The sequence below is a fragment of the Micrococcus sp. M4NT genome (assembly GCF_033790745.1).
Lineage (GTDB): Bacteria > Actinomycetota > Actinomycetes > Actinomycetales > Micrococcaceae > Micrococcus.
In genome coordinates this window covers 1-13,675 of record NZ_JAMYEH010000013.1, presented here as the reverse complement: position 1 = coordinate 13,675, position 13,675 = coordinate 1, and the positions used below count along the sequence as shown (strand labels likewise).

The window sequence follows — 13,675 nt, the reverse complement described above, 5'->3', positions numbered from 1 at the left end:
GACGGGTGACCCCCATGAGCAGCAGACCCGCCCCGCGCCGCGCGCTGGAGACCGCCCCGGCCGCCACCCCCACCCAGGACGAGGTGACCGCCGAGGGGGCCGCGCAGACCGCCTCCCCCGGGGCGACGCCGTCGGCGGCCACCGAGGCCACGGCGCCCGCCGACGTCGTGCCGGAGGGCGAGCAGCGCGCCGCCCGCTCCACCGCGATCATGGCCGCGGGAACGCTCGTCTCCCGCGTGCTGGGCTTCGTGCGCACCATCCTGCTGGCGGTCGCGATCGGCTCGACCGCGCTCGTGGCGGACGTCTTCGAGTCCGCGAACACGATCCCCAACGTGATCTACATGCTGCTCGCGGGCGGCATCTTCAACGTGGTGCTCGTGCCCCAGCTGATCAAGCACGCGAAGGACGCCGACCGCGGCGCGGACTACACCTCGCGCCTCATGACCCTGGCGACCCTCGTGATGGCGGCGTTCACGGTGCTGCTGACTCTGGCCGCCGCGCCCCTCATGAGCACCCTCACCGCGGGCTGGTCCGAGCCGATGCTCGCGCTCGGCACGGTCCTGGCCGTCTGGACCCTGCCCCAGGTGTTCTTCTACGGGATGTACGCGATCGTGGGCCAGGTGCTCAACGCCCACGGGCGGTTCGGCGCGTACATGTGGGCGCCCGTGGTGAACAACGTGGTCGCGATCGCCACGATCGTCCTCTACCTCGTGATGTTCGGCCGCTACTCGGGCGGGGACCAGCTCGCGGAGTGGACCACCACGCAGACCATGGTGCTCGCCGGCGGCCACACCCTGGGCATCGTGGCGCAGGCGCTCATCCTGTTCCTGCCCCTGCGGAGACTCGGCCTGGGCCTGCGCCCCACGTTCGGCTGGAGGGGCATGGGCCTGCGCTCCACGGGCAGGCTCGCGGGCTGGACCCTGCTGACCATGCTGGTCGGCAACGTGGTCAACCTGCTGTGCACCCGCATCGTCACCGGCGCGACGGCGGCCCGCGCGGACGCCTCCGCCCGCATCCCCGGCACGGAGGGCTGGTCCGACGCCTTCGCGCAGGCCGCGGTGCCCGGGCTCCAGGCGTACAACGTGGGCATGCTGATCGCGATCCTGCCGCACTCGGTGTTCGTGATCTCCCTGGCCACCGTGCTCTTCAACCGGCTCACCCGCGCCGTGGGCAGGGGCGACGACGGGGCCGTCCGCGACTCCCTGCGCTCCGGCCTGCGGGCGTTCACGGTGCCGCTGCTCTTCGCCGTGGGCCTCTACGTGGTGCTCGCCGGGCCCCTGGGCCGCATCTTCGGCTCCTCCGCGGACACCGCGCTGGCCTCCGGCGTGGCGATCGGCCAGATCCTCCTCATCCTGGCCGCGGGCCTGCCGTTCCGCTCCGCGAGCTTCTACCTGCTGCGCAGCTTCTACGCGGCCGAGGACGCCCGGACGCCCATGGTCATCCAGGTGACCTCCGCCCTCGGGATGCTGGTGCTCGCGTACGCCGGCGCCTGGGTGCTCCCGGCCTGGTCGTTCGGCCACTGGGTGGCCGCCGTCGGCACGCTCTCCTACGTCTACCAGTTCGTGGTCGCCCACGCGCTGACGGTGCGGCGCATCGGCGACTACGGCCTGGCCTCCGTGGTGGCCGCGCACGCGCAGACCGGCCTGGCGGCCCTCGTGGCCGCGGTGCCGGGCGCGGCGGTGGTGTGGCTGCTCGGCGGCTACGACGGCGGCTACGCGTGGGAATCCATCCTGACGGCACTGCTCACCTGCGCACTGACAGGCGCCGTGATGGCCCCCGTCTACCTGATGGTGCTGCGCGCCCTGCGCTTCCCCGAGCTCGACGACGCGCTGCGGCCGATCGTCAGCCGCGTGCCGGCCCTGGGCCGCGTGCTCGGCTCCCGTTCCCCCTCCGCCCGCTGACCCCGCCCCCGACCCGCCGTGGCGGGCCCCGCCCCAGTATCATCGGGATTCGTCCCCGTCGTCAGGAGAAGACCCCGTGACCCAGCCCCTCGCCGTCGGTTCCGTCCTGGGCGGCCGCTACCGCATCACCGAGCACCTGGTCACGTCCGCGGACCAGAACCTCGTGTTCCTCGGCGCCGACCAGGTCCTCAACCGACGCGTCACCATCCTGGTGGCCTCAAGGGAGGACGCGGCCCAGGTGGCCACCTCCGCACGGGAGCTGGCCACGGGTGAGCGCCAGGACGACGTCCAGGTCCTGGACCTGGGGCTCAGCGAGGGGCGGACCTACCTGATCGCCGGCGGCGGGCCCGACCCGGACGTCCTGCTGGGCCTGGCGTACCCCCAGGAGGTGTTCGTCGAGCCGTTCCAGACCGACACCCTGGGCTCGGAGATCTTCGGCGAGGCGCGCCGGGGCGAGGCGCACCGCTACGAGGACGACGAGGACTACTACTCCGACCTCGACCGGCAGCTGCGCGCCGACGAGGAGCAGTCGCGGCGCCGCCCGGGCATCCTGAACCGCATCTCGGACCGCCTCACCGAACGGATCCGCCCCGCGGACGGCACCGCGGCCAAGGCCGCCGCGGCGGCCTCCGCCCTCGCCGCCGCCGACGCCGCCACGCGCGCCCGCGTCGAGGAGGTCAAGGCCCGAGAGGAGCGCGAGGCCTCGGAGCAGGCCGACGCGCAGCAGGCTGAGCCGAGGCCGCGGGACGAGCTCACGCAGGAACCCGATCCCACGGAGTCCGTCGCCGTCGTCCAGGCGGACGGCGCCACCGACGCCCCGACGGCGAACGAGGCCGCCGACGCCCCGACCGAGACGCAGGCGGACGCGTCCGAGACCCTCGAGGATGCCGCGGCCACGCCGTCCACGGAGACTCGCGCACCCGCTCCGACGCACCCCGAGGAGCCGTCAGCTGACACCGCGGCCTCCTGGCGGGCCGACGTCGCCGCGGCCACGGTGGCCGCCACCGGCGCCGAGCCGGCGCCGCGCACCCGTCCCGCGCCCCGCCGCGCGCTGCCCGCCTTCACGCCGCTGAGCACCACCCCGGGCACGGAGGGCGGGGAGACGCCCGCAGCGTCGTCCGGGGAGTCCCCCGACGCGTCCCGCGCCCCGCTGACCCCCATCGCTCCCCTGGCCCCCGACGCCCTGCCGCGCGCCGCGGAGGCGGCGGCGCGCCCCGCCGTCGCCCCCGTCCCCGACCACGTCCACGACGCCGAGGCCGGCTCCCGCGCCGAGGCCCCGGAGGGCTCGGGCGGACGGTCGAAGTGGCTGCTGCCCCTGCTGATCCTCCTGGGCCTGCTGGCCGCGGTGGCCCTGGGCTTCCTGCTGCTGAACCAGAACCTGCGCGCCGTGCCGGCGGCGGAGAGCTCCTCCGCCGCCGCACCCCCGGCGGCCTCGTCGTCCCCGGCCTCCTCCCCCGCGGAGACGGCCACCAGCCCGGCCGAGTCCGAGACGCAGTCCCCGGCCGAGTCCGCGGCCCCGGCGGCGAGCTCCCCCGCCGCGACCGGGGACGCGTCGTCGTCGGAGACGGCCCCCGCCGGGCGCCCCCGCGCCGCGGGCGTGGCCCGGTCCGTCCCGGACATGCCGAGCCTGGAGGACGCCCACGACGGCGAGCTGGGCAGCCTCGTGGACGGCGACACGTCCACGGCCTGGCAGAGCTACACCTACACGCGCCCCAACTTCGGCGGCTATGTGGCCTCGATGGACCTCGCGGTCGCCCTCGAGGAGCCGGCCCGGGTGAACCAGGTCGTGGTCGACCACGCCGGCGGCTCCGGCGGTGCGTTCACGGTGCTCCTGGCGGACTCCCCCGACGGGGAGAACGCCCGCGAGGTCGGCCAGGGGACCTTCGACGCCGACCGCGCCGTGGTCCCGGTGGAAGCCGACGACGCGGCGGCCGGCCACGTGATCCTCCGCATCACCTCCCTGCCCCGCCTGGAGGCCGGGGGCGGCGAGCGCCCGTACGGACTGCGCCTGACGGAGGTCACCGTCCGCTGAGCCGTGCCACGCGGGGCGTCGGGAACCACCCGGGGCGCCCGCGGGCGGAATACCCGGGGCGCGGCCGGCTGTTGTGCCGGGTGAGCGTCCGTCATCCCGACCCCACCTGGAGGAACCCCCGTGGCACCCACCGATCAGGACCCGAGCGTCCGCAACGTCGCCATCATCGGCTCCGGCCCGGCCGGCTACACCGCCGCGATCTACACCGCGCGCGCCCACCTGGAGCCCGTGCTGCTGGCCGGCTCAGTGACGGCCGGCGGCGAGCTGATGAACACCACCGAGGTGGAGAACTTCCCCGGCTTCCCGGAGGGCATCCAGGGCCCGGAGCTGATGGCCAACCTCGAAGCCCAGGCCCGCCGCTTCGAGACGGAGGTGCGCTACGACGACGTCGTGGAGGCCGACCTCACCGCCACCCCCAAGGTGCTCACCCTGGGCGACGGCACGCGGATCAGCGCCCATGCCGTCATCATGACGACCGGCTCCGCCTACCGCGAGCTGGGCGTGGAGGGCGAGAAGCGCCTCTCCGGTCACGGTGTGAGCTGGTGCGCCACGTGCGACGGCTTCTTCTTCCGCGACCAGCACATCGCCGTGGTGGGCGGCGGCGACTCCGCGATGGAGGAGGCCCTCTTCCTCACCAAGTTCGCCTCCAAGGTCACCGTCCTGGTCCGGAAGGACTCGCTGCGGGCCTCGAAGATCATGGCGCGCCGTGCCGAGGAGAACGAGAAGATCGAGTTCCGCTGGAACACCGAGGTCGTCGAACTCGTGGGCGCGGACAAGCTCGAGTCGGTGCGCCTGCGGGACACCGCGACCGGCGAGGAGTCGACCCTGGACGTCACCGGCCTGTTCGTGGCGATCGGCCACGATCCGCGCACCGACCTGGTGCAGGGCCAGCTCGAGCTCACCGAGCACGGCACGATCCGCATCGACCACCCGTCCTCCCGCACGTCGGTGCCCGGCGTCTTCGCGGCCGGCGACGTCACCGATCACAGCTACCGCCAGGCCATCACCGCGGCCGGCTCCGGCTGCGTGGCCGCCCAGGACGTCGAGCACTACCTGGCCACCGTCGCGGGCGTGGAGGAGGCCGCCCCGGCCGAGCCGGCCTCCGACAGCGTGCCGGCATGACCGTCTGACGTTTGACCCGTGAGATCTGCGGGACTGCGTCACCCTCGTACCAAAGAACGACCCTGAACCCGTCTCGAACCGACAACCAGGAGGCTCCCATGAGCACCATCACCGTCACCGATGCCGACTTCCAGCAGAAGGTCCTCGACTCCGAGCTCCCCGTCCTCGTGGACTTCTGGGCGGAGTGGTGCGGCCCGTGCCGCATGCTCGGCCCCGTCCTCGAGGAGATGTCCGACGACTACGAGGGCAAGGTCATCATCGCCAAGGTGAACGTGGACGAGAACCCGGCCGCGGCCGCCCAGTACGGCGTGACCTCGATCCCGCTGGTCCTCGGATTCCAGGGCGGCCAGAAGGTCGCCGAGTCCGTGGGCGCCAAGCCCAAGGCGGCGCTGGAGAAGGAGTTCTCCGCGCTGCTGGGCTGACCAGTCCCCCGGATTCCCACAGCAGGGCCCCCTCCAGACGGAGGGGGCCCTGCTGTGTCCGCGGACGCGGACCGATGCGCGGTGTGCGGTGTGCGGGGTCAGCGGTGTGCGGGGTCAGCGGTGTGCGGGGTCAGCGGGAGGTGTCTCCCTGGATGACGTCCATGATCCGGTTCAGATCGTCCACCGAGGCGAAGTCGATCGCGATCCGGCCCTTCCGCGCGCCCAGCGTGATCTTCACGTTCGTGTCGAGCCGCGAGGTCAGCGCCGTGGCGAAGTGGTCCAGCCGCTCGTGGTGGGCGCTCTCCCCTCGCGTGCGTCGCGCTGCGGGGCCGGGGCGAACCGTGCCCTGGAGCTGGGTGACAGCCTCCTCGGTGGCACGCACAGAGAGCCCGTCGGCCACGATCCGCTGAGCGAGGCGCTCCATCTCCGCCGGATCGGTGAGGCCCAGCAGAGCGCGGGCGTGGCCCGCGGAGAGTGCTCCCGCGGCCACCCGACGCTGCACCAGGGGAGGCAGGCGAAGCAGGCGCATGGTGTTCGAGATCTGCGGCCGGGAGCGGCCGATCCGCTGCGAGAGCTCGTCCTGGGTGCAGGCGAAGTCCTCCATGAGCTGCTGATACGCGGCAGCTTCTTCGAGAGGATTCAGCTGGGATCGGTGGAGGTTCTCGAGGAGCGCGTCTCGCAGCAGGTCCTGATCCGGGGTGTGCCGGACGATGGCGGGAATGGTCTCGAGCCCGGCCAGCTGGGTGGCCCGCCAGCGGCGCTCACCCATGATGAGCTCGTACGGCACGGCTCCGGAGACCTCACGGACCACCACCGGCTGCAGCACGCCCACCTCGCGGATGGAGGTGACGAGCTCCGCCATGTGCTCCTCGTCGAACACCTCACGCGGCTGCCGCGGGTTCGGCTGGATGTCCCCCACGGGGATCTCCCGCAGCACGGCGATGCTCGTGGGGACGGTGCCCTCGCTCTGCGGTGCAGGACGGGCGGCAGTGGCGCGCCCGGCGGCTGGAGCGGTCGTCTCAGGCTGAGCGGGCGGAGCTTCCGTGGTCGTGGCGCCCGTCGCTCCGGCATCGGCCGGCTTCGTTCCGGTGTCCGCTCGTCCGGGCCTCTTCTTCGCCGGGGCCTTCACCGTGGGCATGACCGGCCGGCCGCCCCGCGGGGCCTGTCGAGAGACAGGCTCATCGGAGGGCGCCGCTGGGGTGTTCTCGACGGCGGCGGATGCCTCTCCCGAAGACTCGGGCTCGGCGGGAGAGGAGAAGAAGACGTCCACGGGGCGCGGTCCTGCGGCTCCCCCGCTCTTCTGTGCGGTGCCGGCCTTGGACTGCGGAGCATCGTCCGTGGAAGGGGCGGCCTTCGTCTTGCCCCCAGTGCCGGCTTCGCGGTCTGCCTTGTCCGCAGGGCGCGACGTCCGAGCGTTCTTCGTCTTCGGCGTGGCGGCCGAGGCGTCCTTGCCGGCCTTCATGTCGCGCGCCTGCTCGACGGGAGCCAGAGTGGCCTCCTCCCCCGCCTCGGTCTGCTCGATCTCCGGCTCGGCGGTGCTCTGGATCAATGCTCCAAGGCCTCGGCCGAGGCCTCCGCGGCGGCTGGTCTTCACGGGTCCTCCTGGCGAGTGGGGTGGTCGAGGTCAGTCTATGCGCGGCTCTCGCTCTCGGTTGCTCCCTGTTCCTTTCTGCCGCAGCCGCGTTGCGGCAGGAACGACGCCAGCGAGGACGGCCGTCATGGGGTGGCATGTTCCCCGGCGGCTCTGAGGGTCTGTCGTTTCACGTGAAACATCCGCGCGCCCTGAGGCAGTCGTCTCATGGTTGTCAGTTATCAAGGTTCGCACTGACCCGACAGGTGTGCGCTCACGAGGCCCTGTCCCATCCGAAACCGCCTCGCAATCGTGTGGTCAGAGCGGCGGCGTTTCACGTGAAACACCACCCACACCCTTCGACCGCAGGGGAGATTCAGAACTCCGGGGCTATCGACGTACACGCTCGGCTGAGGCCCCGCTCCCGTACAGAGACTCGCTCCAACAAGCAGAAGCGCCTGTATCGGAGTCCTTCAGATGTGCTTCGGCCGCTGAGGTCCAGATGTGCCGATGCGGCCCTCAGCTGACGGCCTTACAACCCGCGCCAAGTATTCAGTGCCCAGTGACCAGTGCCTAGTGCCCAGTGCCCAACTTCGAACATGGCACATGACTCCCCGCTCCCGCAATTGACGGCCGCGCCGATGACCTACGCCGTAGAGAAGTCCGATCCCGTCCATCTACGGGGATCCACTCCGCCCTAGGTGCCGAGACGAAACGCTCCACGTTTCACGTGAAACATGTGAGGCCAGCTGTATCACGGATGCGGTCGTCAGGCAGTTGTTCCGACTCTTGGGCTACGGGCGGACGCGCGCATGGACAACCACCGGCACGTGCCGATGCCTCCGCCTCTCGCGGCCCGACGCTAGCGCCCACCTATGCGCCCGGGAGAGGAGGGCTGCCTTCTGCGGAGTGTCTTATCCGGAAGACCACTTCAGGGCGCACCCTTCCACCTGCGTCAGGCCCAGAGGGAGAGCAGAGACTTCACTCAAGGTTCGCCGGATGATCCTCAAATGCATCTCTCAAGGATGGCGATCAGGGTACTCGGAAGTGCTTCAGAACCACGGGCCACAGAGTGCGCGAGGTCGAATCGCCCCCTGTTTCACGTGAAACACGGCTGAGGCAGCTGGGCGTCGCCTTCGCTCACCCGTTGCGTGCGTCCTTCTCCGTCCCCGCTCACGCCGGGGCCGCAGGTGAACTAGACGGTGCAGGTGTCCTTCCCGATGGGAGAGCGGTCCGTCCAGAAGCGAGGTGCCACCCGGCCAGCACCGCTCTCCCAGAACGGCGCAGCACCCGCCGGCACGGCTCCGTGTATACAGTTCCCGGCTCAGCCATTGAGCGCTCGCCTTTCTCGGCGAGAGGAGTCCGAGGGAAATCACATCCCTTCTGCCTCTGAATTCGCCACGGGAAACAGCGGGGACAAGGAGTGCAGGGGGCCCGTGCTCGGAGGATGCCCGAGCATCTCAGCCGCATTCCACCGTTCACTTCGTCCCTCAGACCGCAGCTGGCAGCTCGCAATCCACAGACCGGTGCCTCGTGCCCACCGCGATGTCCACAAGCGGGAGAGTCACAAGAGGCCCCGTTATCCACACGGAGGTCTTTCATAGACAGCGATTGACCTGTGTGCCAGCAGACTGCTGTCTTCGTTGTCCACAGGAGTTCTCCACATATCAACAGCGGATCCTCCTCCTGCTCCCCGGGGCTCCACGGTCATCTACGCTCCCTTATCCCCTGCGCGGTCGCCTGGGATCGACCCGCGGCTGCTGGGGGAATGGGGAAGTGGCGAGCGGGGTCTCCGCGGGGATGGCGCGCCCAGCACCGCTCGTATGCACTGAGGTCCGTCGCACGCTTGGACCCCGTCGCTGTCCGCACAGAGGCGGCACCGCCCGGGGGAGAGGCCCCGACGCCGGCGCCGACTGCTCGTTGCAGAGTGGCCCATGCCTGGGGAGGCGTCCCGCGCCAGATAGGCACGCCTCGAACACGCCGCCGCCCCGGGCCCGCGGCCCCGACCGGCACCCACCGGCCCGGGCCCGCCCAGTCCCCTCCCGCGGAGGGTCGACCATCGAGGATACCTCACGCGCGGTTTCACGTGAAACGGCGGCGCCCGCAGGCGCCGCCGTTGCTCCTCCTGCCGTGCACGATCCCGGCGAACATCAATTCATCGCGTTCGATGTCACGCGGGCCGACCCGTCACAGAGGCGTCGGAGCACCTCGCCCGGCGATCTCGACCGCCGCCTCCCGATACGCCACCGCACCGGCAGACGTCGGGTCGTACGTGAGCACCGTCTGCTGATAGCTCGGGGCCTCGGAGATGCGCACGTTGCGGGGGATGGCGGTCTGGAGCAGCTGCTGGGGGAAGTGGGCCCGGACCTCTTCGGCGACCTGGACCGCCAGGTTGGTCCGCGCGTCGAACATCGTGAGGAGGATGGTCGTGACCTGCAGCCTGCTGTTCAGGTGCTTCTGGATCATCTGCACGTTCTTCAGCAGCTGCGAGAGGCCCTCCAGGGCGTAGTACTCGGCCTGGATGGGGATGAGCACCTCCTCGGCGGCCACGAACGCGTTCACGGTCAATAGGCCCAGCGAGGGCGGGCAGTCGATGAACACGTAGTCCAGCCGCTCCTGGCCCTGCTCGGCGCGCCATGCCACGTAGCGCTCGAAGGCACGGGAGAGGCGCTGCTCGCGGGCCACGAGGGAGACCAGCTCGATCTCGGCGCCGGCGAGCTCGATGGTCGCGGGGACCACCTGCAGCCCGTCGACGTCGGGCGCGTCCTGCACGACGTCCTGGATCTCCATCTCGTCGAGCAGCACGTCATACACGGAGGGGACGTCCCCGGCATGGGGGATGTTCAGCGCGGTCGACGCATTGCCCTGCGGGTCGATGTCGATCACCAGCACGCGCATCCCGGCCCGCGCCAGGGCGGCGGCCAGGTTCACCGTGGTGGTCGTCTTGCCGACGCCACCCTTCTGGTTGGACGTGGTGATCACCCGCGTCCGCTCCGGGCGCGCCAGCCGGCGCGCCTTCGGACGGGCGGCCTCCTCAGCGCCCGACTTCTCGGGGGGCCGTCCGGACCACTTCTGGCGCAGGGCCTTCCAGGCCCCACCCCGGCTCTCCTGCTCCTGCGCCATGCGGCTCTTCCTTCCGTGAGGCGGGTACGACGTCGTCGACGGGGATCCGCGCCGGCCCCTCCCGGGGGAGGGGAGCGTCAGCGGGGGCGTCGGGCGGCCACGCGCACCACCGTGGTGGTCTCGGGGAGCAGCCCCTCGCCCAGCGTGAGGATCTCCGGTTCAGCTCCACCATACGTGCGGAGCACTTTCCGGGCCGCGCGGATCTCCTCGGGCGCGGAGCGTCCCTTGATGGCCAGCAGCTCGCCCTCCCCGCGCAGCAGGGGCATGGTCAGGGGCAAAAGGTTCTTCATGGCTGTCACAGCGCGCGCGGTCACGACGTCGGCGCTGACCTCGCCCACCACCTGCTCCGCACGGGCACGGACCACGTCCACGTTCTCCAGGCCCAGGTCCTCGACCACCATGTCCAGCCACTCGACACGCCGCTCGAGGGGCTCGATGAGCACGAACCGGCAGTCCGGGCGAGCCAGCGCGAGGCAGAGCCCGGGCAGCCCGGCGCCCGAGCCGACGTCGGCCACATGCGCGTCCCGGGGCAGCAGCTCCGCGACGACGGCGCAGTTGAGCACGTGCCGCTCCCACAGACGCGGCGCCTCGCGCGGGCCGATCAGGCCCCACTCGATGCCGGTGTCCGCGAGGTGGGCCACGTAGCGCTCCGCGAGGGGCAGAGCGTCCCCGAACAGCTGACGGGCGGGCCCGGCCAGCTCGGCGGTGAGCGGCGGGGCCGGCTGGCCCTCGGGCGCGGGTCGTTCCCCGCGCTCACCCGGGCGCAGCCCGGGCCGCTCCTCGTAGGACGGCGTCGGCGACTCAGGCATCGGCGGACACGACGACGTGGCGCCCAGCGCCCTCGCCGTCCGACTCGGAGGTCAGGGCCGCCTCGGCCACCACGTCGTGCACGATCTTGCGCTCGTAGGCGCCCATGGGCTCCAGGCGCACCGGGCCCTCGCCGTCACGCACGCGCGCGACGGCGTCGGCGGCCAGCGCGCGCACCTCGGCGTCCCGGCGCCGACGGTGCCCGCAGATGTCCAGGATGAGGCGGGAGCGGTGCCCCGTGGACGTCAGCACGGCCAGGCGCGCCAGCTCCTGCAGCGCCTCGAGGGCGCGGCCGTCCTGGCCCACCAGGGCCGCCAGGCGCTCGTCGTCCTCCTCGGACACCACGGAGACGTAGGTCCGGCCGTCGCGCACCTCGATGTCGATGTCCCCGTCGAGGTCGGCGATGTCCAGCAGCTCCTCGATGTAGTCGGCCGCCACCTCGCCCTCCTCCTCGAGGCGGCGCAGGCCGTCCTCCTCGGGTGCCTCGTCCGCGCCGGGAGCGGCGCCGTCGTCGGGCACTGCACCTCCCTCCGGAAGGCGGACGTCCTCCTCGACGGCGGGATCCTGTGCGGGCACGGTCACTTCCTCCTCCGGTTCTTGCGCTGCGGCTGCACGCGCTGACCCGGGCGGAGCGGCTCACCGTTGAGCACGGTGCCGGCGGACGCACCCGAGGTGTGCGCGGAGGACGAGGCGGCCGGGGCCTCGGTGACCTTCTTGCCGACGGGGGGCAGGCCCTTGGCGGCGCGGCGCTCGTTGAGCTCCTGCTCGGCGATCGAGCCGGGGGTGGGGTTGTTGCGGATGATCCACCACTGCTGGCCCACGGCCCAGAAGTTGGAGTACGTCCAGTAGAGGAGCACGCCGATGGGGAAGTTGATGCCGCCGATGCCGAAGATCAGGGGCATCGCATAGAGCATGATCTGCTGCGTCTGGGCCATGGGGCCGGTCAGCGCGGTCTGGCTCATGTTCTTGGACATGAGCATCTTCTGCATGTAGAACATGGAGCCGCTCATGAGCAGGATGAGGACCAGCGCCACGATGAGCACGGGCAGGCCGCCGTCGTGGCCGAACGAGCGCATGAAGGTGTCCGACATGCGGGCGCCGAAGATCGTGGAGCCCTCGAAGGAGCGGATCTGGTCCGCGGAGAGCGCGTCCATGCCCTGGCCCTGCTCGGCGGCGGTCCGCGCGCCGATGAGCACCTGGTAGAGGGCGAAGAAGAACGGCATCTGCACGAGCAGCGGGAGGCACGCGGCGAACGGGTTCGCCTTGTGCTCCTTCATGAGGGCCTGCTGCTCGAGCGCCATGGCCTGGCGGGAGAGCTGGTCCTTCTTGCCCTTGTACTTGGCCTGCAGCTTCTGCAGCTCGGGCTGGATGGCCTGCATGGAGCGCTGGGCGTTGATCTGCTTGACGAACAGCGGGATCAGCAGGGTGCGGATCAGCACCACCAGCAGGAGGATGGACAGCGCCCACGTCCAGCCGGAGTCGGAGGGCATGCCCACCGTCTCCAGCAGGGTGTGGAACGCCCCGAGGATCCAGGACATGAGCCAGCGGAACGGGGCGAGGATGGCTTCGAACATGGGGGTCAATCCTCCGGCTGAGGGTCGGGTGGGACGGGAGGGTGGTTCAGGGAGATGATCCGGGGCTGCCGGCCCGGCGGCCACACGCGTCGGCCTGGCGGCACAGGGTCCACCCCGCCGTCCGCCCACGGGTGGCAGCTGGCGATCCGACGAGCGGTGAGCAGAGTCCCCTTCGCGGCCCCGTGCACGTGGACGGCCTCGAGGCCGTAGGCGGAGCAGCTGGGGAAGTACCGGCACACCTGCCCGTACAGGGGCGAGACGGCGAACCGCCAGGCCATGATGACCCACGCGAACAGCGTGGAGGGCAGGGCGCGGAGGGGTCCCCATTCCCGCGCGGGCTCGCGCACCGTGAACGGTGAGGAGGCGGTGGCCATCAGGCCTCCTTCGCGAGGGGCGGCGGCGGGGGGAGGGGAGAGGGGTCCGCGGTCAGGCCGCGGGTGCGCAGCGCCTTGGCGAGGGCGCTGCTCACGTCTCGGCGCAGCGTGGCGTGGTCTGCGTCGGCCGCGGCGGGCAGGGCCCGCACCTGGACGAGCACGGGCAGCCCCCGAAGGGCCGGGGTCTCGAACTCGTGGCGGACGATGTCCCGCAGGCGGCGCTTGACGCGGTTGCGGACGACCGCGTTCCCCACGGACTTGGAGACGACGAACCCGGCCCGCGGTCGCTGAGGCGTGCTCAGCGTCGAGGGCCGGGTCGGCGCAGGGTCCAGGGCGAGGGACACCACGACGCTCCGACGGCCGACCCGGGTGCCGGTGCGGCCGATGTGGCGGAACTCCGCGGGGGTCCGGACGCGCCGGTCTCGGGGCAGCACGGCGCGCGTCAGCCCTGGAGGCGCCTGATCAGGCGGACAGCTCCGCGCGGTTCTTGCCGCGGCGGGCGGAGAGGATGGCGCGGCCGGCGCGGGTGCGCATGCGGGCGCGGAAGCCGTGCTTGCGGGCGCGGCGGCGGTTGTTGGGCTGGAAGGTGCGCTTGCTCACTGTGATCACTCCACGACGTGTTGTGTGTGCCTGCGACCGCCGACCTGAACAGGTGAACCAGGGGGATGGACCGGTGAGGCTCTGACATGAAATCCCCGGCGGGCACGATGGATCGACAGCCCGGGGGACCAGGCAACTCTAGTTCCCACG

The 13,675-nt window shown here is 71.6% G+C and carries 12 protein-coding genes; 4 read left to right on the top strand and 8 right to left on the bottom strand.

Annotated features, from left to right (window positions below; genetic code table 11):
- The first annotated feature begins 14 nt into the window (after window positions 1-14).
- The 4 genes from murJ to trxA all read left to right on the top strand — a co-directional run bounded on the left by murJ (window position 15) and on the right by trxA (window position 5,477).
- The gene (gene murJ / locus NJC10_RS09995) at window positions 15-1,901 is read left to right on the top strand and encodes a murein biosynthesis integral membrane protein MurJ (RefSeq protein WP_298710844.1); all 1,887 of its coding nucleotides are present in this window, start codon (window positions 15-17) and stop codon (window positions 1,899-1,901) included.
- 76 nt (window positions 1,902-1,977) lie between these two features.
- Entirely contained in the window at window positions 1,978-3,933 is a 1,956-nt protein-coding gene (locus NJC10_RS09990) for a hypothetical protein (protein WP_319076324.1), read from the top strand.
- 120 nt (window positions 3,934-4,053) lie between these two features.
- Complete coding sequence (gene trxB / locus NJC10_RS09985) at window positions 4,054-5,055, top strand: thioredoxin-disulfide reductase (protein ID WP_319076322.1); 1,002 nt, start codon at window positions 4,054-4,056, stop codon at window positions 5,053-5,055.
- 98 nt (window positions 5,056-5,153) lie between these two features.
- Window positions 5,154-5,477, top strand: a complete 324-nt coding sequence (gene trxA, locus NJC10_RS09980) for a thioredoxin (RefSeq protein WP_319076320.1) — start codon at window positions 5,154-5,156, stop codon at window positions 5,475-5,477.
- Window positions 5,478-5,607: 130 nt separating this feature from the next.
- On the opposite strand, the gene NJC10_RS09975 is transcribed toward trxA, so the two are convergent.
- The 8 genes from NJC10_RS09975 to rpmH form a co-directional block, all read right to left on the bottom strand.
- Complete coding sequence (locus tag NJC10_RS09975; protein WP_319076317.1) at window positions 5,608-7,071, bottom strand: ParB/RepB/Spo0J family partition protein; 1,464 nt, start codon at window positions 7,069-7,071, stop codon at window positions 5,608-5,610.
- A 2,163-nt stretch (window positions 7,072-9,234) separates the two neighbouring features.
- On the bottom strand, window positions 9,235-10,170 hold the full coding sequence (locus NJC10_RS09970; protein WP_319076315.1) for a ParA family protein: 936 nt from the start codon (window positions 10,168-10,170) through the stop codon (window positions 9,235-9,237).
- Between the two features lie 77 nt (window positions 10,171-10,247).
- Window positions 10,248-10,979 carry a 16S rRNA (guanine(527)-N(7))-methyltransferase RsmG gene (gene rsmG, locus NJC10_RS09965; protein ID WP_319076313.1) on the bottom strand — a complete coding sequence of 244 codons (732 nt, stop codon included), beginning with the start codon at window positions 10,977-10,979 and terminating at the stop codon, window positions 10,248-10,250.
- On the bottom strand, window positions 10,972-11,553 hold the full coding sequence (locus NJC10_RS09960; protein WP_404463908.1) for a protein jag: 582 nt from the start codon (window positions 11,551-11,553) through the stop codon (window positions 10,972-10,974). Before NJC10_RS09960 ends, rsmG begins: the two co-directional genes overlap by 8 nt.
- Window positions 11,554-11,555: 2 nt before the next feature.
- Window positions 11,556-12,551, bottom strand: a complete 996-nt coding sequence (yidC, locus tag NJC10_RS09955; RefSeq protein WP_319076311.1) for a membrane protein insertase YidC — start codon at window positions 12,549-12,551, stop codon at window positions 11,556-11,558.
- 5 nt (window positions 12,552-12,556) lie between these two features.
- Window positions 12,557-12,925, bottom strand: a complete 369-nt coding sequence (gene yidD, locus NJC10_RS09950) for a membrane protein insertion efficiency factor YidD (RefSeq protein ID WP_319076309.1) — start codon at window positions 12,923-12,925, stop codon at window positions 12,557-12,559.
- A complete protein-coding gene (rnpA, locus tag NJC10_RS09945) occupies window positions 12,925-13,359 on the bottom strand; it encodes a ribonuclease P protein component (protein ID WP_248116731.1) in 435 nt (144 codons plus the stop codon). The genes yidD and rnpA overlap by 1 nt, the downstream gene beginning before the upstream one ends.
- A gap of 28 nt (window positions 13,360-13,387) precedes the next feature.
- Window positions 13,388-13,525: a 50S ribosomal protein L34 gene (gene rpmH / locus NJC10_RS09940; protein ID WP_248116729.1), complete on the bottom strand. Its 138-nt coding sequence runs from the start codon at window positions 13,523-13,525 to the stop codon at window positions 13,388-13,390.
- Window positions 13,526-13,675 lie beyond the last annotated feature (150 nt).

Excerpts from the sequence above, each read along its gene's own strand:
- murJ (WP_298710844.1), top strand. The coding sequence starts at position 15 with ATGAGCAGCAGACCCGCCCCGCGCCGCGCGCTGGAGACCGCCCCGGCC.
- trxA (WP_319076320.1), top strand. The coding sequence starts at position 5,154 with ATGAGCACCATCACCGTCACCGATGCCGACTTCCAGCAGAAGGTCCTC.
- NJC10_RS09970 (WP_319076315.1), bottom strand. The coding sequence starts at position 10,170 with ATGGCGCAGGAGCAGGAGAGCCGGGGTGGGGCCTGGAAGGCCCTGCGC.
- rsmG (WP_319076313.1), bottom strand. The coding sequence starts at position 10,979 with ATGCCTGAGTCGCCGACGCCGTCCTACGAGGAGCGGCCCGGGCTGCGC.
- yidC (WP_319076311.1), bottom strand. The coding sequence starts at position 12,551 with ATGTTCGAAGCCATCCTCGCCCCGTTCCGCTGGCTCATGTCCTGGATC.
- yidD (WP_319076309.1), bottom strand. The coding sequence starts at position 12,925 with ATGGCCACCGCCTCCTCACCGTTCACGGTGCGCGAGCCCGCGCGGGAA.